The organism is Bacillus sp. MYb56 (assembly GCF_002976445.1).
GTDB classification, from domain to species: Bacteria; Bacillota; Bacilli; order Bacillales; family Bacillaceae_G; genus Bacillus_A; species Bacillus_A mycoides.
In genome coordinates this window covers 1-21,970 of sequence record NZ_PCOH01000046.1, presented here as the reverse complement: position 1 = coordinate 21,970, position 21,970 = coordinate 1, and the positions used below count along the sequence as shown (strand labels likewise).

The following is a 21,970-nucleotide window of genomic DNA, read 5'->3' as shown; positions in this document are numbered from 1 at the left end:
AAAAGCAGCGGTATCACAAGACTCTGCTGACAAATGGCGTGCTGAAGTAACACCGATAACAGGAAAACGTTTAACGGAAGCACAGCGTATTACAGCTGGATATATTCATTTATGGTTTGATACATACGTGAATAACAAATAACAAAATACACTTATACATGGCAAAAGTGGTTCTGGTGCAAACATTTTTTGAAGATATAAAGAAGTGAAGAGATTCCTAACGGAATCCACTTTTATACTGCAATACCGAATAGTTGATGAATGAGGTTCACTTGATTTTGGACAGACTTCCCCCCTTGAGGGGGCACGGCAACGATTCCTTCTTTTTGGGGCCACTCATAATTGTAATTTAATCGAAATATCAATTAAACACGCATTTTACAACAAATAAAAGGAATACATTTTGAAAGAAGATTAACCAAAATGTATTCCTTTATGCTAATATTTATCGAAAAATAGAGATATATAATAGACGCTTAAATGGGTTCTGTTGCAAAGTTTTTAAACTCCTCTAAACTTTAGAAAAAGTGTGATGAGGAGAATGGTACATGGGATATTTTAAAGGAAAACAGTTCAAGAAAGATATTATTTTGGTAGCCGTCGGCTACTATTGTCGTTTTTCTTTAAGTTATCGTGATGTATCTGAAATAATGAAGGAACGAGGGATTTCAGTTCACCCTACAACGATCATGCCTTTATCGCACGATTGATCAAGAAGGATACACCTTGGATATCCAACTTCGTAAAACAAGGAATCATCAAGCCGCCTATATGTTTATGAAAAGGTTAGTGAAAACTTTTGGAGAACCAACGGTTCTCACAACAGACAAGGCTCCAGCCCTACTTTGTGCGCTCAAAAAACTGAAAAATAACGGTTTTTATGTGCATACGAAACATTGCACCGTTAAGCATTTCAATAATCTCATCGAACAGGATCATAGACATATCAAGCGACGTTTTTCCAAATCCGCAGGATTTCAAAGTATTCGTCATGCTTCACGTACCTTAAAAGGAATCGAAACTATTCATGCTTTATATAAACGAAACCGAAATCTGGGCCCAGATTTCGGTTTTTCGGCGTACAATGAATTACGAAATTTATTCACAATTGCATAAAATATACAACAGTTTGATGGGATAATCTACTCTTTAAAAAACTTTGCAACAGAACCGATAGAACAATCTAGCCTAATAGTTAGGAATTCATCATTTTGATGAGAACATACTTATAATAAAAAGGCAGTTAGCAATAGCTAACTGCCTTGAGAACATTACATTCACGAATTTAAGGAGTGTAAATGTTTCGTGATTTATATATATTATGGGCATAGATTTCAATAATATGTAATGAAAGTTAAAATAGAGCAGTGTTTTTTATGAAATGCTCTATTCCATACAACTTGGGTAAGAAGCAAGTTGTACGGTTCTGGTGCAAAAACTTTGAAGTATATGAAAAGCGTCTATCAAACTTGGACATACTGATAATAGTACTTTAAAAAAGGATGTGATTGGTATGGAAAAGCAAAATCTATTCAAGTGGAAACATTATCAGCCTGAACTGATCTTATTAACAGTAAGATCGTACCTGCGGTACAATTTGAGCTTTCGTAACCTGGTGGAAATGATGGAAGAACGAGAAGTATCAATCGCTCACACAACGATTATGCGTTGGGTTCATCAGTATGGTCCTGAATTGGACAAACGGATCCGACGTTACCTCAAACAAATAAATGACTCTTGGAGAGTCGATGAAACATATATCAAAGTAAAAGGTCAATGGATGTACCTGTATCGTGCTGTTGAGTCGAACGGAAACACAATCGATTTTTGCCTAAACAAGACAAGAGATCATAAGAATGCAAAGCGCTTTTTCAAGAAAGCTTTGCGGTCTTTTCATGTTTCAAAGCCACGTGTGATAACGGTCGATAAGAATACAGCTTATTGGGGTACCTCATAACCTTAGCTTGATAGTGATGGGGTAGTACCACACATTCATCAACTTAAGGGTTTAGACTATTTTTAAAGTTAAAAGCACGTTACTGTTCTCTTATCCATAATTTGAATTATCACTAATTTTAACACTTTTATTCTTGGTCTATATTACTTTTTATTCGGATTTATTTCTATCGTTTGAATTTGGAATATATCGCTGTCTTTTATTCCTAGAACACGCATTTCTTCCTTAAATGAACGCCAGGGTTCAATTTTAATGGATTTAGTAGTTTTATCTAGTAGCGTATACTCATGAACGTAATATGATTTTTCGTTCCCCCTTAAAATAATTAAAAAACTGTAGGTGTGTAAAAATTACACATTAAGTGATGTTGATTAATCTGTGTTTAGTTGGTATTGCCTATAGTAATCGTAATATCTTTTTAAGGATAAGTGAGACTTAAAGCCGATTTGCTGCATAATTTGTTCAAGTTTATTTTTCTGTTTAATTTTACTTAAAATAAAGGTGTTTCGGAAATGTTGGGCAGAAATTCCCTTTCGAAGATTGGCACGTTTTACTTCTAAACGAATCATTTTTTGAACAGAGATTTCAGTCAAAAATTTTGGTGCATCATCGTCATAGCTCCAATGATATGTTCCACGAGTAAAGTCAAAAGCAACAAATAGTGGATCACTGCTGTGGTATTTAGGACGGACAGGTTCAGGAATGGTTTTATAGTACTGGTATAAATGTAATTTATCTTCTTCTTTCAAATGGATTGTACGATTTATTTGTGAGTCTTGAGGAATAGATAACATATTAATCTCGAAATGAACATGCTTCATTTGCAAAGAAACAAGCTCCTGTAAAGATAATCCGTAATCTAAGAGTAATATAATAATAGAAAGATTGCGCTCTAATAACATTGGGCGTGTAGCTTTCTGTTTGTCAGTTAGCTCCGCTAAGGAAGAAACGACTTCTTTTAAACGTTTTTCTTCTTTTGAAGATATAAAATCTTTATCCCTTAATGATCGGTCGGGTTGATTTATTTGTATTACACCTTCTATCGGACTAGGTAAATCCAATGATTCATAAAGTCGATTCAGTGCATTATAAATACGGTGTATAGTCTTATCTGAATAGTGACGTTCTTCTTTTAAGTAATGAAAAAAATCTTTGAAATTTCTTTTGTTCAGGGATTTCCATATATCTTCATCAATGGTCCGATCGGTAGTTTTTAACCATGATAAAAAGTGTTTTATATCATACGTATATCTTTTGATTGTTGAAGTTTTTCTTCCTTTTTGTAATAAGTAATCAGTAAAGTGTTGTATTGTTTTTTCTAGATTTGTGGTAGACATATTTTTAACCACCTCATTTCGTGAATTTTGAAGGGCTTCTATTCTCGTCTTTTTAATTTACTTCTATTAATACTGGTTTGAATTACTTTCTATTTTCATGTCTTTTTACTACCCTGTAGAATGTAGGGCTCGTCATATTACATCTCCGCATCGCTTCAAGTGCTGAAATTTCTCCTTGTTTCCAATTTGTATACGCAAGAATGAATTCATCTGTAATTGCAGTTCTCGGTCTACCTAGATGTTTTCCTTGTTTTTGGGCTAAGTCAATCCCTTCACGTTGTCTAGTTTTAATCTTTGTGCGTTCTTCTTCAGCAAGCCAAGAAAGAATTTGAAGTACAAGATCTGTAATAAGAGTACCTAAACTATCTTTATATTGAGTTGTGTCAAGAAGGGGCATGTCTAAAACAACAATGTGTGCCTGGATGTTCTTTGTTATATCAGTCCATTCTTGAAGAATTGCTTCTTTATTTCTACCAAAACGATCTAAAGAATGAACATATAGAATATCGTCTTTTCGTAACATTCTTTTTACAAGTTGATATTGTTCTCGATTGAAATCTCTTCCACTTTGTTTATCTATAAAAATATCTCGTTCATCAGAAATAAATTGTTTCATTGCCTCAAGTTGACGATCTTCATTTTGATCTTTACTACTAACTCTTATATAACCAAATATTCGTACATTCAAAATATAAATACTCCTTTTGATAATGATAACATTTTACATTTACAATATATTTATTTAAATTATACCAAAAAACACTTCAAAAGGTATATAAAATTATTTAGTGCTTCAAAAATATGGTTTTATACTTTTTGAAGTAATAATTTTAATGGAATTATTACTACTAAAAAAGGTGTACCTTTTGAAACGATTGATGCTTGCCTCTTCTTATTCAATTTTGAAATGAATTTTTGTAATAGCCCTAGTCTATGGTTTTGTAACATGACAACTTTTATGTGAAAATTTCCTGAAAACATGAAATCATCAGCCTAAGGCTGTTCTGTTTTTAAGTAAATCTTTTTTGTAGGTTACTGGTAATACTCTTGAATAAGGATAATATTTCCGACATTATTGATGTGAAACAACAGATTCTATAGATGACAATGATAATATTTGATAAAATTAATATAAATATATGTAGAAAAAATATTTCCAGGATAAAAGTCTGATTCAAGTATAGAAAGAGGAGATCAAATGGGTGGTAGCTTAGAGCAACTTAAAGAAGCGTATCATGAAAATAAAATAGTTCCTTTTATCGGAGCAGGAATATCAGTACCTTTCAATATACCGACATGGGGAGATTTAATAAGGGATATCACTGATGAATATGCTAAGGGGAAAATTGAGACAATGCTCCGAAGTGTTGTTGATTGGCATTTGGACAGTAATGATTATTGGGGGGCAATTGATGAGATAAAGAAATACGCAACTTTAGTAGATCAAGATATTCAAAAGAAAATTACAAAATTAATCAGAGAGAATAAAAAAAATGTAGAAGATGCCAAGCTACACAATTACTTTGATTTGGCTAAGCTGAACTTCAAACTACATTTAACAACGAACTATGACAACCTTTTATATGAACATATAAAAAGCGAGAATCTTCCAATTCTACTTAAAGACTTAGATTTTAGTTCTCAAGATTTGTATGATGAAAAGCGAATTTGCCACCTTCATGGATTTACATCTAATATAGGTTCGATTGTTATTAGTAGAAGTAGCTATGAAGCACTTTACAGTAATGAAAAGTATGGAGATTTGTTGAAAGCGATTACAAGTAGTAAAAATTTTTTATTTATGGGCTTTTCTTTTGATGATAAGTTTGTAAGTGATTTAATTAAAGATTACAAGAAGTATCTTAATGGAACACATTATATTCTTCTAGCAAATCCTACTCAAGAAAGAATGAAAGAATTACGAGAGGAGTATGGTTTAATTACTATTCCATATGAAACTCAAGGTTCTACACATGTAGTTGAGATAAGAAAGATACTGAATCAAATATCTGAACCACAGTCAAAAAATAAAACTGCAGATTCTGATGGTCAAAATGGCACGACTACTGATTCTATTGTGTTGGGAGCAAAATTAGCGGACTTTAAAAAGAATGTAAAGGGAAACTTGTTCTACAAAAAACTAAGAATAGAGGATATTGATGAGGATCTTATTGAATTAAGTTCAATATTTTATGTAGCGTCAGAACAATACATACGAGCACTAAAACAAACCGGTATTTCTTTAGGGATTATTGATGCTATATTAGGGAAAGTGTTCATGAAATATAAAGAAAGGTATGTTGATACATACAAAAAGCATGGTAACAGCGATCAATTTTTAACAGTTGTCCATGAAAGTTTAGAAGAATTTGATTTTGGAAGATTCGCTATATTTTTCAAAGAGAACGAGTCAGATGAAAACGAAAACAAAGGTTTAATTCATCTTTTGGCTGAGGATGAAACAATAGATATTTGGTGGGGAAAGGAGCGGTTAGATGAGCAACATAACTAATCAAAATATATCGGTTCCTCTCTCAATTGAACTGTTATTTAATAACGAAAAGTTAGATTTGATGAAGATACTTTCCCTAATGTATGCTTTTATGTTGGAGAGTAAAAAGCGCAGAAAGGTATCGGAAATCATGTTTTATTACAGCCTAGTCAATTTTGATTTAATCAAGTTATTTGAGAACGATGAAGAGAATAATAAAAATTTCACACCATCTCCCAATTTATATTTTCGCTTCGAGACTAAAATTAATGGACTTCTTCTGAATATGTCACATTTACAGCTTATAAATCTGCAAGGCGACCTAACTAAAAAGTTAGACGACATAACTGTTCAACTGAATCCACTAGGAAAGTTAATCTTCGAAGAAATGGATTCAATATTTTTCTCTAATTTAAAGAAAGAGTACACAGATGCTTTTAAAACGGTCAAATTTTCAGCTAGTAATATGCAAGTAATAAAGGGGATATGACAGTGAGTAGTATACTTATTAATAAATTAATTGTTCAAGGAGTCTCATATAGGAGAACTGTTTGTTTTAATAAGGATTTTACCATTATAAGTGGAGAAAAGACTTCGGGTAAGTCTTTAATTCTTAGCTTAATTGATTACTGTTTAGGTAAGAGTGAAAAAATCGATTTAAAAGTTCAAAAAGAGTTAAATATAAATTGTGATCAGGTTTTTCTTGAATTAGAAATTGGTAATGAAACCTTTACATTCAGTCGATTGTTAAAAAAGAAACACAGTAATATTAGTATATATTTCTGTATCTTTGAGGATATAGATGGATATACTCCAAAAACGGTCAATAGAAGTGAAGCCATGCACTTCCTTATGACAAAATTAAATATCAATGAATATAAAATAATTAAACACCAAAAACATAGTACTCAAAAGATACTAGAATCCATATCTTTTCGTGATATTTTTAGATTTGTGTACATAAATCAACATGCTCTTGGAACAAACGATTTTTTAGATAATAAAACTTTTTCCAAAAGTAGTAAAAATCCTCATGCTTTTAAATTAATGTTTAACTTGGTAGAATCTGATAAAGATGCGCTAAAATTGGAATTGGTAGAAGCACAAAATAAAATTGAAGATGCACATAAAGTAATATCAGGATTAAATTCATATTTAAAAGACAAGGATGCTGAAGATTTTAATGTTTTATCTGCTAAATCAGAGAAAATTAAGAAGAATATCGATATACAGAAACAAACAAAGAAAACAATTATAGAAAATAGCAAATTGAATAGCAATAATGAAAATGAAACGTATATAAAACTAAAAAATGATTTAGAGGAAATCACCAATCAAATAGTTGAATACCAACGGCAAAAAAGACAATTACAGATATCCACGAAATCCAAACAATTATTAGTGGAAGAATATAAGGTTGAAGAAGAGGAAATAGATGCAACATTAGAAATAAACTACAAGTTAGTGATTCCAGACCAAAATATTGAATGTCCTCTTTGTAATTCAACTGTTTCAACTCATCCGTATGAGGAGTTACCTCAAAATACGAATACAGAAAAAATGTTAAGAAAGGTAAAAAAGGAAATTATCAACAAAATAAAATTGGTTACTAATCTAATTAATGATGAGCTGAAGAATGTTGAGGAAATAGAATTAAAAATAGCAAGATTATCGAGAAAGCAAGCTATTTTCAACGAAGCCATTGCAGAGTTTGCGAAGGAGACAGATGTTCCTTTCTTGTCCCAAATTGATAGTATAAATAGCTTGATAAATCGACTGGTTAAAGATCATGAAATAGTTAAAGAAGGAATAAGAATCCATCGAAAAATTGAAGAAAAACAAAATGATATTACGGGCTTTGAAGCTACTGTAACACGTTTAGAAGGCGAAATCGCAGCACTACAAATAAGTGACCAGGATCAAAAAAAGATTTTTGATTTTTTAAACGATGAATACAAAGACTTTATGACAAGATTGAAGTATGATACAAATGATGAGACCTTTATTCATCCTGATCAGTATATTCCATACTATGAAGGTGCAAGTGTTTACGCTCATGAAAGCGGTGGCCTCTTAGAGTGTATGCAGTTATCGTATTTAGGAGCAATCTTAAAAAGTAAAACTGAAGGATATGCTTCTGGGCACCCAGGATTTTTGTTATTAGATTCAATTAGTAAGTATGTAGGTACACTAAAAAAGGATGAACAGAAAAGCAAAGGGTCTGATGGGATTTCAGGTCCTCAACATATTCAAGAGCCTGTGGAAGGTCCAGTTGAAATCGAAGAAAAAAACTTGATAAATGACCCAGAAGTATACGAAGAATTTTATAAAATTTTGATTGAATTAAGTGCTCATCATCAAATTATTCTCGTAGAAAATACACCGCCTGAAAAGTTTAACAAATACATAAAATACGTATTTCTAAAGGGGAAAAAGGGTTTTATTAATGAAGAAAAAAATGAGTTTAAAGAAAATGATGAATCATAATGAACGTAAACAGGTCAAGTAAATGATGTGTAGAAACATACCTTTCAAATATTATTTATGAGTTGTCATTATAATATTTCAGTTTTTTATAAAAGCGTTAAAATTATTTAAAATCCATGTCTGATTTCAGTTTTGAGTAGGACACTATAAGAATAAAGTAAAAAGAACTTGTAGAAATCACTACAAGTTCTTTTCAAGATACTACGGAAAGGGTAAACAACAAAATTAATTTGGAACAAAAGAGAACTACCTGTATCATTGTTTGACTTTATTATATAACAAATTATAACAGTGAAAGATTATAAAATCGAAAATTTTGTGAATAAATGAGCAAATAAAACCAATATATTTCCATCCGAAAAGCCATTTTTCACTTCGCGCAAAATACTTTAAATAGATATAGATAGCATAATAAATTAGTGAAAATATATGTATAGGTACATAGAGAAGAATGGTGCATCCCTACAGAAACGCATATACATATATTCAATAGTAATTTACATATGTAAAATAAAAGTGTAGTTATGTTCACCTATAAACTATAAAAACAGATGTTTGTTAACTATCTCCATTCTTTTGCTGGCGTTACCCCTACCAGGAGTAACGTTAGGAAAATGCGGATTTACAGCGTTAAGAAAACTGTAGCAAAAAAATCGATTCCTTTACGTAAAGGAGCCGATTTTTTTAATTTGGTTTACTAAGCTAATGCCCCCGTTAGTTTAATTAAAGGACATTTATTATAGAAAACAGATGAATATTTTATTGGATTCTCATATGAACCATCATTAATTGACAAGTACTATTTGCCCTAACTCTGATACCAATATAAAGCTAGGTCATTCATTGTTGAAGCGTGCCCCTGTTGTCTTAGCATGGTTGTTATGTTACCTCGATGATAGGTACCATGGTTAGCAACGTGAAATACAATTTCTGAGTATGCAGTCTCTCTAGCACCTGACCAAGGATTATTCAAATTAATTTTTTGTTCTAAATCTTTTTGGCTATTCATCCATTCTTCATACTGTGAAGCTAGTTCTTCGAAAGACTTAATAAATTCATCTACAGAATATAAATTAGTCTTTTCTAATAATGACATAGAAGCTTCCAATGCTTCTTGCATACCAATTCCTTTAAGTACTTGTAACCACATAACATCTACTACATAGATATGGCTAAACGTTTGAGCAATATTTGGATATGAACTATTAGCCTCTTTATATAGGACATTGCTTGGTAATTCTTTTATTCTTTCTAGTAACACCTTATTAGCCCAAAGATGGTACTTATACATATTTTTTGCATGGTTCATTTAACATCTACTCCTTTAGTTCTGGTTTTTTAAAAGTTGATATCTAGATTATAAAAAAAGATATATGACAGCAGCTTGTCATATATCTTCATAAACTTTTATTATTTTTTTTGCCTCATCTATTAAAATTGATTGCAGTTCCATCGGTTTTACAATTTTAGCACCGCTACCAAAGCTTAAAAGAATCGATTTAAGCCATCCAGCCTGTAGAGGCTGATAAACACAAATTGTAATTGTCATACTTCCGTCATCGTTAATGGTTTTTGAAGAATTCTGGAATTGATCTAATACTTCTGCTAAGGAATTAGGACTCACCCAGATTACTACATCCTCAAACCCCACCAGATTACGGTTCGAATAAAATGCTTCATCTTTAATTTCGTGATGTTGTAGAAACTTTTCTTGTGTCAGAGTTACATCCATCATACGTGATAATCTAAATTCTCTATAATTCTGACGTTCTCTACAATAACCATACATATACCAGTTACGGAACTTATAATGAAGGTGAATAGGTTCTACTTCACGAGATGTAAATTCATTTTTATTACTTACATAATTAAAGTGTATTACCTTTTTTTCATGTATAGCTTTTCGCAGATTCATTAATGAATTAGGTTCTGTTCTATGGCTTTCCAAGTCAACCAATAAAGACTTATTATTACTGTTTGTATCCAGTACTTTTAGTCTATCTATCGTATGTTCAATTTCTATATCTTTAAAAATATTCGATAAACTACTTAATACTGTAATTATATTCAGAATGTCATAAGAACCCATTAAGCTTTTATCAAATTTGTATCCCTTTATTATACCGAATCCCCCGTTAGTCCCTTGGTAAGAAACAACTGGTATTCCAGCAGCACAAATAGCTTCGATGTCTCTATAAATTGTCCGTGGTGATACTTGAAATTCATCAGCTAAACTAGAAGCTGACAAAATTTCATTATTTAAGAGCTTGAATATGATTGATATCAAACGTTCTAATTTCAATTCTCATTTCCTTCCTTTAATAATTGACTAAGCGACCATTGTCATTCCATTGACCGTACATTTTATTTTCTCTGGTATTTTCAATAAACTTATCCAATCTTTTATTAAAAATATTAGGTTCATTTCTATAACTTTGTATCGTATCAATTCTAATCCTTTTGTATAGATCAGGAAAATTAATAAAGTTTTGATATGATTGGTCATCTTCTTTCAGACGAGTTTCAATATCTGCATCTATAGTAAAAGATTCAGGTCGCATATCAGGAAGAACTCTCAGTCCTTCTTCTTTCATCAAACCTAATTGATATAATCTCCTTACTCTTTCCTTATTTAATTCTGTCCAATTACTGTTTTTCTTTCTTGGGGAAAGCCTTTGAGCAAGTTCAGTATCTGATATTTTCTTCTTTATGCCATCAATCCAACCAAAACATAGTGCCTCTTCAACTGCATCTAAATACTGAATCACTTCTGATTGTTCAGTTATACTTACTATCACCCAACAAAATTTTTCTGTTTTTGAATTTTCCTCAAGCCAATCTCTTAATTCCCACCTTGTCGTAACACTAAGTAAATTCTCTATTTCCATTTTTAAAATTATCCTTTCTAAAATGAATATATGTCCTAAATATAACTGTTTAATAAATTTGTTATATTGGTAACATAAATGGTATCATCTTCTCGTAAATCTGCTAGCATTTTTTTGAGTTGCTCGCGACCCTTTGTTATTCCAGAAATTTCCTCTTTAAAAACAATGTCCATTCATTGAAGAAGCCATAGAGATAGAATAGCTTTATTACATTTTGTTTTATTCCCCTTTTTCGGAGGATGGGCAAAAACACCCAAATTCAAATTAGATTCGGAATGTATCAAGTACATTATCTTTTTCTTCTTTATTAATTCCAATGTATCTTAGTGTAATTTGTGGTGTACTATGATTCAATATTTCTTGTAACATAGCAATATCCTTTGTTTGCTTGTAAAACCAATAGCCAAACGTTTTACGCATGGTATGAGTACCTAAAGATTCTACTCCGGCAAAATCTCCGGCTTTTTGTAACTGTCGATAGGCTTGAATTTTACTAATGGGTTTATCCCCTTTTCGAGAAGGAAATAACCAGGTACTTTTTAGATTTTCAGCGTATGGAAATACTTCCTCAAAAATAGAAGTAATATTTATGATACGTTCCTTTTTTGTTTTTCCTTCTTTAACTTTAAATTCTTTCCTCTTTTTTCGCTTTAATTTTAAAATCTCATTCGTTTCCATTTTAAGTAAGTCACTTACACGTAATCCAGTATTAATCCCAAGTAGGAATAAAATGTAATCACGGTCTGAACAATGACGTTTCAGAGACCATTTCATATCTTCGAGCTGTTCTATGCTCCGAATTGGTTGTACATCAATTAAATGTTGCTTTTTATCCATCTGCTTTTCAATCCCTTTATTTTCAATAATTTGAATGTATACTTTTTTGTCTATTTTTATAATATCAATGAAATTAGATAAAAGTCAATGTTTAAGGGGAAATGAATGTAAACTTTCGGCTAAAAGTTTACATTCGATTTTCGAATCATCTATAGCTAATTTTGTAATAAATTTCTCAATATTGATATAGATGTTAAATATGGGTTTTATATCGAAAAATAACAAAAAATATAATATCATAAAAATTAAGATGGTTTGTGTCACTTGTTTTTCCCTTATGCTTAAGATAAGATCGTATTCGCCGATCTTATCTTTTTTTATTTGTAAATTTTAGATACAAAAAAAGGAATCCTTATAATAAGGATTCTGCAACAGGTAATTTACAATAAAATTATAGAAGAGATTTTAACAAACGACCCTTACATTAGTTTACATGAGGACGAGGAAAAATTTGTATTTGGGAATCGCAATGTTAATAATGGAGAGCAATGGATAGCTATATTAACTGGTGAAAGAAAAGTTATATCAGCTTACAAAGCTGATACAGATAACGATTATTTTTACCACTTTTCAGAAATAAATTACTACTATGAATTAGGAACTCACTATGAACTCATTAAAGAATTCGACCATGATAACGAATTAGGCGAAGATTAAAGGATTTGCTAACAGTCTATATTAAACTGTAAAGATATAGAGGGTAATTCACTATATTTTCTTAGTCAACCAAAGGTTAGTTATTAATTAAAGAAAAAATAAAAGGACCATTTGTGGTCCTTTTATTTCTGCGCTTGGGTTAAGAGCAGTTTGCCATGTATGAACTTAGTTAACCCTCAGCTAAATTACTTTCTGTTCATGTTAATTTTTATCCTCTTCTAAATCTAAGAAATTTTACTGATTAGCTAGGAGTTGTGAGAAATTCTAAAACGTCCACAGGAACTGGTATCTTTAAGCCTAAATTCATTAAATGTAATAATTGTTTTAAAGTGTTTTTATCATTCCCCATAAGAACCCCTTCTAGATTCGCATCTATTTTTTCTGTATTTTGAAAGTCCAACCTGTTATTAATATAACTATACATCCAAAAAGTTTTGTAGAAAGGAGTAACAATTTTTAAAAATGTAAAGTCTTCCTTTTTATATAGGCTATACAAATAAACCACCATCTTAAGGTGCACATCCATTGCGTTCCTTTTCGATGCTATAATTGATAGAGCTACATAAAACAATATCTTCTCATTGTTTGAGCATTCATTCGTACCATTTAAAAAATCTCTTTCATTATGATTTTCTAGAAACGCCATTTTAAATACTTTTATAATAGTATCAAAAACTTTACAATTATTATATTTCTGTTTATTAAATTCTAAATTCCGTACAATTTTTTCAGTAATTTCAATAATATCTTCCTTATTTTTAATTTTCATTTCAGACAAATAAAACATTAACGGAATAAAAACATGCTGAATAGCAATTTGGAGCGCATCGTTAAGCCTATCTGTATCATTTATAGTTGTTTCTATATCTATGGGTTCAAAAACATCTCTTTCTTGTTTCCCACTATCCCTACTTGAAACAAATTCAATTGAAAACTCTATACCGGTATTAATTGCTTCCACAAATTTACGTTGAATAATTAAGTGAGGTAATAATTCCTTTTTATTTACTAGGCTAAATATACAAGTAATGTTATTTTCTTTTAACTCTTGTTGAGATGTGCTTAACCAGTAAAATTCATCTTCATAATTATTTGTAGCTCCAGCAAGGTACCCCATTAATAAATTAAGTCTAAATTCCAGTTGAGAATTATAATATTCGTGGCGCTTGTTATTATCCATCCAAATCATTCCGATAGAAGGTTTTGTATATGGTTCCTTTTCATCAAGCTCTGGTGGGATACCAGTCCGAACCACCGATGCGATATAACTAAGTACATGACCGAAAGCCACCACCATACTTTCCCAAACATTATCTTTTTCTTCTATTTTTTTCAAAATATTTAAGGAATCCTTCAAATATTTATATGATTCAGCATACATATTTTCATTAAAATAACAAATACCTATTTCACCCAATAATTTACTATTTATTAATTCAATACAAACTTCTTGATTAGCATTCAGCTCTTTTGCTTCTTTAAGATATCTTAAAGATTCTACTGAATTTGTCCCTTCTAAGCATTTAGCAGCAAAAACGTATGCATCCAATTTTTCATACGGATAATTACTTGAGTTCAGTTCCACAGCTGATAAAAAATAACTCGTTGCTGTCGCATAGTTCTTTTTATAAATAAACTGCTTTCCAATTATTGAATGTAACAAAAATAAGGAATCATCATTATGCTCAAAGGATAAAGCAGCATTATACAGGCTAACGGCTTCTTCCTCTTTGTTTAGATATTCAAATTTCACCATAATCAATGCTCTGATTGCACATGAAAAAAGAATTGGATTTTTTCTATTTAGTCCAATATCCTTAATTTTATTAAATAGCTGAATACATCGGTCCCAATCTCTTTTGCTCTCATCTAACTGTACTTCCTCTAACCAAATATTATCTACTAAAAGCATAACGGAATCATAGCTCATATCACTATGAAATGCTTTCTCTATTTGCTCTTCAGACATTTTATTAATAATATCCAGTAATCTATTAGTGTTATAAATATTCCCCTTAATTCTTATAGGATATAACCATATAAGCTCTTCAATATTCTCTTTATATTCCTCTCTTATTAACTTATCATCATTAAGACTAAAAACTTTTTCTAAGTAAGTAAGAGACAGCTCTAAATTATAGTCTAGTAATTCAAACGCAAGCATTAAATAAATGGCACCGATAAATTGATTATCTTCATCGATACTATCTAATTCATTTATAAGATGAGTTATATCCTTATTAAATTTTAGGCAAATAATAATCTGTTTCGCTCTGATCAATAAGCGTAATCCCTTTGAAATTTCCATCGGTAGTGGTGTATCGTACCATATAGAGCTAATTGCCCAGTAATCCTTATCAATATCAGCTTTGTTTAACTCTGTAAGTGCTAGAAAAAGTGCATGTGCTGCATTATTAAATTCTTCGGCTTGAATTAGATGGTTGAACATTCTTATAAATTCTGTAGGAGACAACACTTTTGATTCCCTTAATATTCGTGCTATATGAGAGTGTATCTCTTTAATTATATCATTCGATAAGTTAGTTACTCCAATTTTGTCAACGAACGGCGAAACTCGATAACCTTCACTTGTCCTTTGTAACCAATACCCCTCTAATAAGTGCATTTTGTCGTAAGGGTGAATTATATAAGGAGATATTGCTGATATTTTATCTACATATCTGTTATCAAATTCAGTATTAATTATGGACAATCTATATAGAAGTTCCTTTGTATCACTGTCATGAATGTCGTTTAATAATAGGTCCCTTACCTCCCTATTTAACTCTAGGGAATAGAACCCATTTTGGATATTGGTATACACTTCATTAGTAATATCCCAATTCTTTGAATCCAGATACTCCATACACGCGACAACCAGTGATGGATTATACTTTGTAACTGCACCGATCCAAATAGCAAGACTTTGGGCATTTCTTAGTGAGTTATTTTTTATTTGAATTAATTTAATGATATCTTCATCTGTAAAAAGAGGAACTTGTATTGATTTTACAGTATCACTATCAAAATTTTTAGTTAAACTATGAGGCAAGTTAATTGAACCCGAAGAAATTATTTTTAGACCATATTTTTTACAAGCTGAATAAATAAAATTTAAATTTTCAAACAACGTATCATGAATTTGAAATGCTGGTAAATCATCTAGAATAAGCACTGTTCCTTGTCCTAATTTTTCAGCAACGTTTTCAAACCAATCATTTTCGGTAGTTAAATTTTTTTTAGCAAGCTCAGCTAACGAAAGTTTAATCGTCATATTAGCTTGTTCATTATTTAAGTGCTTACATTTTATCCAAATGTTGTTTTTACCATTTAACTTCTCCGATAGCAAATATAAATAATGTGTTTTTCCAGTAAGTACATCCCCATATATATGAAACCAAGTCGAATTATTTAAATATGGTTCATGTATGGATAAAGTAGCTCCTCTTTCAAGTAGAATGGGAGATAAGGGAGGGTGATAATTCCCTCCCCGTTGTAAAGAATTCATATTTAAAGCAAAGTCATACCCTATATTGCTTCGTAACTTATCAAATCCTTTATTGATTATGGTTGTTAAATAGTTTTTTAAACCGCTTATTTTCCCCTTTGTATCTTTTAAATCCCTTTTAACATCCCTGTGAAATTGTTTCATTTCTTCTGAATGTTGATTGTCTGTTTCAATAGTTATATAAAGATTAGAATCAATCATTGCTAAAGGATTGTCCCCGCTTTGTTTAATGATTTTTTTATCAGCCATTATTTCTCGACCTTTTTGGAGTTATCCACAGTTGAATTAACATAAGCTTGCGGGTTATCACCCTTTTGCTTGATAGTTGTTTTAGTTACTCTTTTATCTACTTTTTTGTTTTTCTTAATTACAACACTGATTGTAATAGCCGCAGCTCCCAGTAACCCCATAAGAGTAAGGATTAATTCTTGATTAAATTCCATAAAAACAACACCCTTTATTTGTTAATAGTATAAGTATAATTATACCATATTTTTATTTCTTCTCTCTAATACAGAGAATAAAATTTAGAACACGGTATTATCTCCTTCGATTTAGACAGAGAATATTAAGTCTACACAAAAATTAAATGTAGACTATTATTGTATTGTTTTAGTTTTTTAAAACATTACGGTACGTGAAATTATTATGTTAACCATAAAAAAAAGCCCCTTGAAAGGAGCACTTATTTGACAAGGTACTGTTCTATTTCTTTTATTAATAGTTCTGCACCTTCTGGACTTAATGAGATCTTACCCTTTGCTAATGCTATGTTACGATTTGACACTTCTCCTGTTAATGCACAAACATGACCAGGCTGATACTTCTGTAAAATGATGTCTTCCCCTTCTACAAAAATCTCTAATGGTGATTTTTCTTTAATCCCAAGCGTATTTCTAAGTTCCTTTGGAATTACTATACGCCCTAATTCATCCACTTTTCTAGTTACTCCGGTTGCTTTCATCCAGCATATTTCCCCATTTCATTATCAATTTGTACCCAAGTTATTCTTTACTATTGTAACAGGCTTTCTCCATACACGAGAAACATAATGATCCAAAAACTAACGATCATAACCAGAATTTCTTTAAACCTTTGCTGAAAGGAAATACGCCCTTCTTCCATTCTACATGCCTCTTTTCTCTACAACTTTTTATATGTTAAAATATAGAGGAAAGAAACCTGCCAATTTCTTTCCTCGACAGTCACTCATGACTTTGCTCTTTGTTTGCTTTTGCAAATGAAGAGCTTTTATTTTGCATACTTATACTTGCTTTCCAGCACCGCATAACGTAATAACTTTAACTTTGTTTCTTTTTTCAATGCTTTCCATTCCGATACAGCAATCTTCATCCTTCATTCCTCCATTAATTAAATTTGTTATTTAAATAGACTTATAAGTTCCAGTTATATATTTTTTTAATTTGTTTATCGCTAAATCCTTCATGGACAGCGAAGATTTCTGGAAAATCGGAGATACACAAATCAATAATTGTATTATCAGTTGTTCTTATATAGTAATATTGGACAGCTCCCTCATAATTCGAATATAAATAGTACTTATGAATTTTATAAGTTAATCCATTTTTCTCTAATACCTCATAAAGCTTATTTTTAGTTTCATCCATTACGTCAAAAATCGTTAACTGCTCCATTATTAACAGCTCCCCATTGCGTAATTACTAAACTAACTCTAAGAACAAGGTTGTTTCATTATGTTCATTGGTATGCACATTAAACTGTTTTCCCGTAGCTTCTAATGCACTAAAAAGCATTCTTTTATATCCTAGATCCATAAAATCTACACTTATTTGACCATGATTCATAATAAATTGAAGATCAGCCATCATCTTTTTAACTTTCCGTTCCATGTAATAACCTCCTCAATAAAGTTATATAACTTATATAACTTTATTGAGGAGGTTGTTATATGGCTGTTAATAAAGACAAGTACACTCAAATTTTAGTTACTTTTACAAAAGAACAAGTAGAACAAATAGAAAATTATTGGCATGAAAATAAGCTGAAGAATCGAAATGAAGCAATTCGTCAGATCGTAGACAAAGGGTTAAGTCGTAAATAATGACTGCCCTTTTTATTTTCCCTAAAAAACCTAAAAACGCATTTAAAGTCCGTTTCTCCCTTTACATACGTTTTTATGACAAATACGACTTATTATATTAACAACTAATTAAAAATCTCATACAATCAAATCTGAAGAGTCATTTTTGCGTTAAACTGATTTTTCTCATGTATTCTTTAAACAAATGAAAAAGAGCCGGATTTTCATCACAGCTCATGTATTAATTGGTTCTGTATGTGTACATGTGGGATATTGAGAACAGCCAAAAAACTTATTTCCTGTTTTATTCGAATTTCGAATGACTAAATCATGTTTACATGTTGGACATTTCCGTTCTGCAGGTGTTACCCCTTGATATACATCTTCAGCCGAATATTCGGGATTAATTTTATTAATCAATTTCTGAAGTTCTACACGATCTATTAGTTTTACATTACAAGCTTCCGCTAATTCCTTTGCTTGTCTTGTATATACACTGTTTGTTACAACCCAGCCCTCATGTGCTTTGTAATAAGCTTGTGCTGCATATATCTCTTGTACGGCACTAATGCCGACTCTATTTTTCATCCCGTAACGTTTTGCCTGGATGACAATACGATTTTTCCCCTTCAATACCAGATCCGCTCCGAAATCATTTGACTGCTTTGTGACTGTTGGAGAATAACCCAACTCTCGAAAGAGAGCTTTTAGATATACTTCGAATTGATGTCCGTCCATTTTGTCTATATAGCGAATACCGGACTTAGCTATTCGCTTCAGTATTCTTCGCTCCCGAAACTTTCGGTACATAAATTTACAAATACGGAAAAGAACATAAAGGATAAAACCATAAATCAAAATTTGTAATATGTTTGGCATTTCTGGTAGATTAGACACTTCTCTCCACCTCTTTAATTGGTTTTACTTTCTTTGGTTGTGCTGTTTCTTTTACCTGTTGCTCACTCACTTGTTTCTTCCGGACATCGTTCCAATCTTCTTTTTCATTCTTTGGAATATCCTCTTTAAGATCTACAAAGCATTTCATCGTTTGAATGAAGTCTCTCCCAGCCTTATCATTATCAACTGCCATAATGACCTCTTTAATATCGTGCCCTTCTTTTTTCGCATCCATTAAAGATTCAATCACTGTTTTGGACTTCAAACCATGCATAGAAACCAGGCGAGCGTTTTGGATATTATTTTGTTTAATGCTCCAATGAGATAACATGTCGATTGGATCTTCATAAAAATAGATCTTATCCGGCTTACCCACATCAACCGTAAAACCTGCATTGATTTTTTCATAATTCGGGACGATTTGTTTAAAGCTGCCTCTTTTATTCTCCATTTTTACAGTGCCTTGACGGTTCATTCCAATTACTTGCCCTTTGCCACCTTCTTCTCTCCATTTGAACACGACATTGTTTTTCTTATCCTGGACGATAAGATCTTTTTTAATCAGCCAGTTCACCAGGCGAGGATCTATTTTCCGCTCATCAATTAAGTATTGCTTGATTTCTGTTTGTTTCGGCACCTCTAAGTGTTTTGGATAACTAAAAGGCTGCTGCTCTTTTTTGCGTTCCTCTTCAGCTTTTGAACGATCAAACTCTTTGTAGTCCCCCTTCTGAATGTCCATCACGGCTTGAGGGAATGTCATGTCATAGTACATCATGGCAAAGCTAATCGCTCCATATCCTTTTTCCCCTCGACTATTCCAGGCGTATTGATTCCCTTTAATGATGAGACTGTCATGTTCCGTATGACGATAATAGTTTCCTTCTTTCTTAAATGTTTCTCCTTTTGCTTCCAGATATGAAATCAAGTCAACTTTTCTTGCTTTCATCGCATCCTCCGTACTGACATGTGCCATTACGGAATCCCCCCTTTACTCTATAAAATGAAATAAAAAAGAGGACTATTCCGTTTCCTAGTCCTCTTTTGCTACTTATTGTCTTGATATAAAAAAAGAGCTTTACTAACAAAATACTTAAACACAGCATTTTTGAATGAGTAAAAATCTTTTTTATTTTTTACTTTATAACTACCTTCGTCCTCAAATTTAAATTTTCATAAGGTTATACAATACTATAAAAGGAAATGAATTTTTAAAATTAATACCTTTGCTTCCCTACCATTGTCTCTATAAAATCATTAATAAAGTATTTTTGATTTAATTTTAAACCAATGCGAACTCCTGTAGCTTCTGCACCTGAACGAAAATCAGCAACGGTTTGTCCTCTAAAAGATTTTAAATCAACTTCTACTTTACGATACATATATTGAAAAAAACTAGGGTTAGCTATTGCGCTTATTGCAACTACATCATGTAAAGGAGCCCCTTTAATACTTTTATTCAATTTTTTATAGGCACTGTAATAATAATCATAGATTGGTTTTATCAATGATTTGAATGGACCATTTGTATGTTCCACAATATAATTCACCTCGTTCGGGAGCAATACAGCCGAATTTGTTACATTTAAAGGAATCATTGTTAAATTTTTCGACTGATTAATTACAAACTGTGTTGAAACAGGATCACCATACGCATTGGCTTCCGCTACAGATGTAACATTTCCTGGTTGTAAGAACACTCCGGACATGATATATACTTCCTTTACACTTTGCATTAGTTCTTTCCAAATATTTAATACCATCGCAAGGGAAGTAGATCTTCCTACATCAATAATTGTTAACTCTCCCTTGTACCTTTCAATAATTTTAGGGATTAAGCTAAAATCATGAACAGGAATAGTTGTTACACTTTCAGGAGGCCGAATAGGACCAAGTCCTTCTGCACCATGGATTTCTGGATAATAAGTAGTAAACCCATTGAAAAATGGTAAAGTTGCACCACTTATAACAGGGATATCTTGTCTTCCAGCCAATTGCAAAAGGTACAAGGCGTTTCGAGTTGTTTGTTCTTTGGTAACATTACCGTAACTCGTAACAATTCCAACAATTTCAATCTTAGGATTTAGTAGACCATATATGATAGCTAAAGAATCATCAATACCTGGATCGCCAAATAACAATACTTTCTTCAAAGTATATCTCCTTTCTTACAAAAACTAATTTTATAAGACAAGCCTTATACTATTTATATGTAAGAAATTAGTATATTTATGACGCATGTTTTGAGATAATCCCTCTATAAGTAATTTTCTACTTAACTTCGCATAATATGAATGATAATAGGTTTGTCATGTGTGCTTTTGCGTTATTTTTCCTATATAGTAAAGAACTTTTTTATCTTGTTACACTTATAGTTGATACATTTCATTTTTATTTGCCGAATAAGAATTTTAATCGCTTCTCCTGTACGCTGTATGATAAACGAGCATCAAATTTCTTCCCATTTTTGTTTGAGATAAACCCTTTGATTTGATCCGTCACATTCTTTTCTAATAGCTTTTTCACATGATTACTACTTAGATTTTTACCAGAGAATGTACCAAAAATGATGAAGTCACAGCCCTTTTTGTATCGCTCACATAAGTAATTACTTTTTCCTACAAGAACTCTACTTTTGCATAGTGGGCATTTGCCAATTGTACGATCTTCAGTTGTTGGAAAACGGAATTTCAGACTTCCGTCCGCTTCCATATAGATAGCTGCCGTAAATTCTCCCTTTTCCCCTTGAAAACCGTTTATAAAATCGGTTGTTTTATACTGGATTAGCTTCTTCATTTGATTACCAGGGATTGCTTTCCCTTTCATCTTGGCTGGTAACATAAAATCACATC

At 31.6% G+C, this 21,970-nt stretch carries 21 protein-coding genes and 3 pseudogenes; 7 read left to right on the top strand and 17 right to left on the bottom strand.

The annotated features are described in order from the left end of the window. From CQ058_RS28205 to CQ058_RS28195, 3 pseudogenes are all read left to right on the top strand, one after another. A pseudogene (locus tag CQ058_RS28205) lies at positions 1-142 on the top strand (phospholipase); the annotation flags it as partial. A gap of 406 nt (positions 143-548) precedes the next feature. Further along, positions 549-1,116: pseudogene (locus tag CQ058_RS28200) on the top strand (IS6 family transposase). Positions 1,117-1,513: 397 nt separating this feature from the next. Beyond that, positions 1,514-1,942: pseudogene (locus CQ058_RS28195) on the top strand (IS6 family transposase); the annotation flags it as partial. A 158-nt stretch (positions 1,943-2,100) separates the two neighbouring features. Here CQ058_RS28195 and CQ058_RS32485 read toward each other — a convergent pair. From CQ058_RS32485 to CQ058_RS28180, 3 genes are all read right to left on the bottom strand, one after another. Further along, the gene (locus CQ058_RS32485) at positions 2,101-2,280 is read right to left on the bottom strand and encodes a hypothetical protein (protein WP_105590122.1); all 180 of its coding nucleotides are present in this window, start codon (positions 2,278-2,280) and stop codon (positions 2,101-2,103) included. 48 nt (positions 2,281-2,328) lie between these two features. Then, positions 2,329-3,294 carry a tyrosine-type recombinase/integrase gene (locus tag CQ058_RS28185; protein WP_105590120.1) on the bottom strand — a complete coding sequence of 322 codons (966 nt, stop codon included), beginning with the start codon at positions 3,292-3,294 and terminating at the stop codon, positions 2,329-2,331. Positions 3,295-3,376: 82 nt separating this feature from the next. After that, positions 3,377-3,982 carry a recombinase family protein gene (locus CQ058_RS28180; RefSeq protein ID WP_078177308.1) on the bottom strand — a complete coding sequence of 202 codons (606 nt, stop codon included), beginning with the start codon at positions 3,980-3,982 and terminating at the stop codon, positions 3,377-3,379. A gap of 510 nt (positions 3,983-4,492) precedes the next feature. Here CQ058_RS28180 and CQ058_RS28175 point away from each other — a divergent pair. The 3 genes from CQ058_RS28175 to CQ058_RS28165 are packed head-to-tail and all read left to right on the top strand — an operon-like array spanning position 4,493 to position 8,272. After that, entirely contained in the window at positions 4,493-5,806 is a 1,314-nt protein-coding gene (locus tag CQ058_RS28175) for an SIR2 family NAD-dependent protein deacylase (protein ID WP_105590119.1), read from the top strand. Then, entirely contained in the window at positions 5,790-6,275 is a 486-nt protein-coding gene (locus CQ058_RS28170; RefSeq protein WP_105590118.1) for a hypothetical protein, read from the top strand. The genes CQ058_RS28175 and CQ058_RS28170 overlap by 17 nt, the downstream gene beginning before the upstream one ends. Further along, positions 6,272-8,272, top strand: a complete 2,001-nt coding sequence (locus CQ058_RS28165) for a synaptonemal complex protein 1 (protein ID WP_105590117.1) — start codon at positions 6,272-6,274, stop codon at positions 8,270-8,272. Before CQ058_RS28170 ends, CQ058_RS28165 begins: the two co-directional genes overlap by 4 nt. 808 nt (positions 8,273-9,080) lie before the next feature. On the opposite strand, the gene CQ058_RS28160 is transcribed toward CQ058_RS28165, so the two are convergent. The 10 genes from CQ058_RS28160 to CQ058_RS28110 form a co-directional block, all read right to left on the bottom strand. After that, positions 9,081-9,581, bottom strand: coding sequence for a DinB family protein (locus tag CQ058_RS28160; protein WP_002191942.1), 501 nt, complete (start codon positions 9,579-9,581; stop codon positions 9,081-9,083). Positions 9,582-9,659: 78 nt separating this feature from the next. Beyond that, complete coding sequence (locus CQ058_RS28155) at positions 9,660-10,574, bottom strand: helix-turn-helix transcriptional regulator (RefSeq protein WP_002191943.1); 915 nt, start codon at positions 10,572-10,574, stop codon at positions 9,660-9,662. A gap of 16 nt (positions 10,575-10,590) precedes the next feature. Continuing rightward, positions 10,591-11,160, bottom strand: coding sequence for a YdeI/OmpD-associated family protein (locus tag CQ058_RS28150; RefSeq protein WP_002191944.1), 570 nt, complete (start codon positions 11,158-11,160; stop codon positions 10,591-10,593). A 35-nt stretch (positions 11,161-11,195) separates the two neighbouring features. Beyond that, a complete protein-coding gene (locus tag CQ058_RS28145) occupies positions 11,196-11,333 on the bottom strand; it encodes a recombinase family protein (RefSeq protein ID WP_082187732.1) in 138 nt (45 codons plus the stop codon). A 91-nt stretch (positions 11,334-11,424) separates the two neighbouring features. Beyond that, a complete protein-coding gene (locus tag CQ058_RS28140) occupies positions 11,425-11,997 on the bottom strand; it encodes a tyrosine-type recombinase/integrase (protein ID WP_002191945.1) in 573 nt (190 codons plus the stop codon). Positions 11,998-12,895: 898 nt separating this feature from the next. Beyond that, the gene (locus CQ058_RS28130; protein ID WP_105590115.1) at positions 12,896-16,411 is read right to left on the bottom strand and encodes a tetratricopeptide repeat protein; all 3,516 of its coding nucleotides are present in this window, start codon (positions 16,409-16,411) and stop codon (positions 12,896-12,898) included. Then, a complete protein-coding gene (locus tag CQ058_RS28125) occupies positions 16,411-16,605 on the bottom strand; it encodes a hypothetical protein (RefSeq protein WP_105590114.1) in 195 nt (64 codons plus the stop codon). Before CQ058_RS28125 ends, CQ058_RS28130 begins: the two co-directional genes overlap by 1 nt. 242 nt (positions 16,606-16,847) lie before the next feature. Next, on the bottom strand, positions 16,848-17,126 hold the full coding sequence (locus CQ058_RS28120) for an AbrB/MazE/SpoVT family DNA-binding domain-containing protein (RefSeq protein ID WP_000648344.1): 279 nt from the start codon (positions 17,124-17,126) through the stop codon (positions 16,848-16,850). A 430-nt stretch (positions 17,127-17,556) separates the two neighbouring features. Then, the gene (locus tag CQ058_RS28115; RefSeq protein WP_105590113.1) at positions 17,557-17,817 is read right to left on the bottom strand and encodes a hypothetical protein; all 261 of its coding nucleotides are present in this window, start codon (positions 17,815-17,817) and stop codon (positions 17,557-17,559) included. A 27-nt stretch (positions 17,818-17,844) separates the two neighbouring features. After that, positions 17,845-18,033, bottom strand: coding sequence for a hypothetical protein (locus tag CQ058_RS28110; protein WP_002090003.1), 189 nt, complete (start codon positions 18,031-18,033; stop codon positions 17,845-17,847). Between the two features lie 59 nt (positions 18,034-18,092). Here CQ058_RS28110 and CQ058_RS31955 point away from each other — a divergent pair, with 59 nt between their 5' ends. Next, the gene (locus CQ058_RS31955; protein WP_000290205.1) at positions 18,093-18,245 is read left to right on the top strand and encodes a ribbon-helix-helix domain-containing protein; all 153 of its coding nucleotides are present in this window, start codon (positions 18,093-18,095) and stop codon (positions 18,243-18,245) included. A 213-nt stretch (positions 18,246-18,458) separates the two neighbouring features. On the opposite strand, the gene CQ058_RS28105 is transcribed toward CQ058_RS31955, so the two are convergent. From CQ058_RS28105 to CQ058_RS28090, 4 genes are all read right to left on the bottom strand, one after another. Further along, positions 18,459-19,121 carry a restriction endonuclease gene (locus tag CQ058_RS28105; protein ID WP_105590112.1) on the bottom strand — a complete coding sequence of 221 codons (663 nt, stop codon included), beginning with the start codon at positions 19,119-19,121 and terminating at the stop codon, positions 18,459-18,461. After that, complete coding sequence (locus tag CQ058_RS28100) at positions 19,114-20,094, bottom strand: DUF3991 and TOPRIM domain-containing protein (protein WP_105590111.1); 981 nt, start codon at positions 20,092-20,094, stop codon at positions 19,114-19,116. The genes CQ058_RS28105 and CQ058_RS28100 overlap by 8 nt, the downstream gene beginning before the upstream one ends. 241 nt (positions 20,095-20,335) lie before the next feature. After that, positions 20,336-21,271: a nucleoside hydrolase gene (locus tag CQ058_RS28095; protein ID WP_088031971.1), complete on the bottom strand. Its 936-nt coding sequence runs from the start codon at positions 21,269-21,271 to the stop codon at positions 20,336-20,338. Between the two features lie 238 nt (positions 21,272-21,509). Then, on the bottom strand, positions 21,510-21,970 hold a 461-nt coding region (locus CQ058_RS28090), incomplete at its 5' end, for a topoisomerase C-terminal repeat-containing protein (RefSeq protein WP_258169566.1).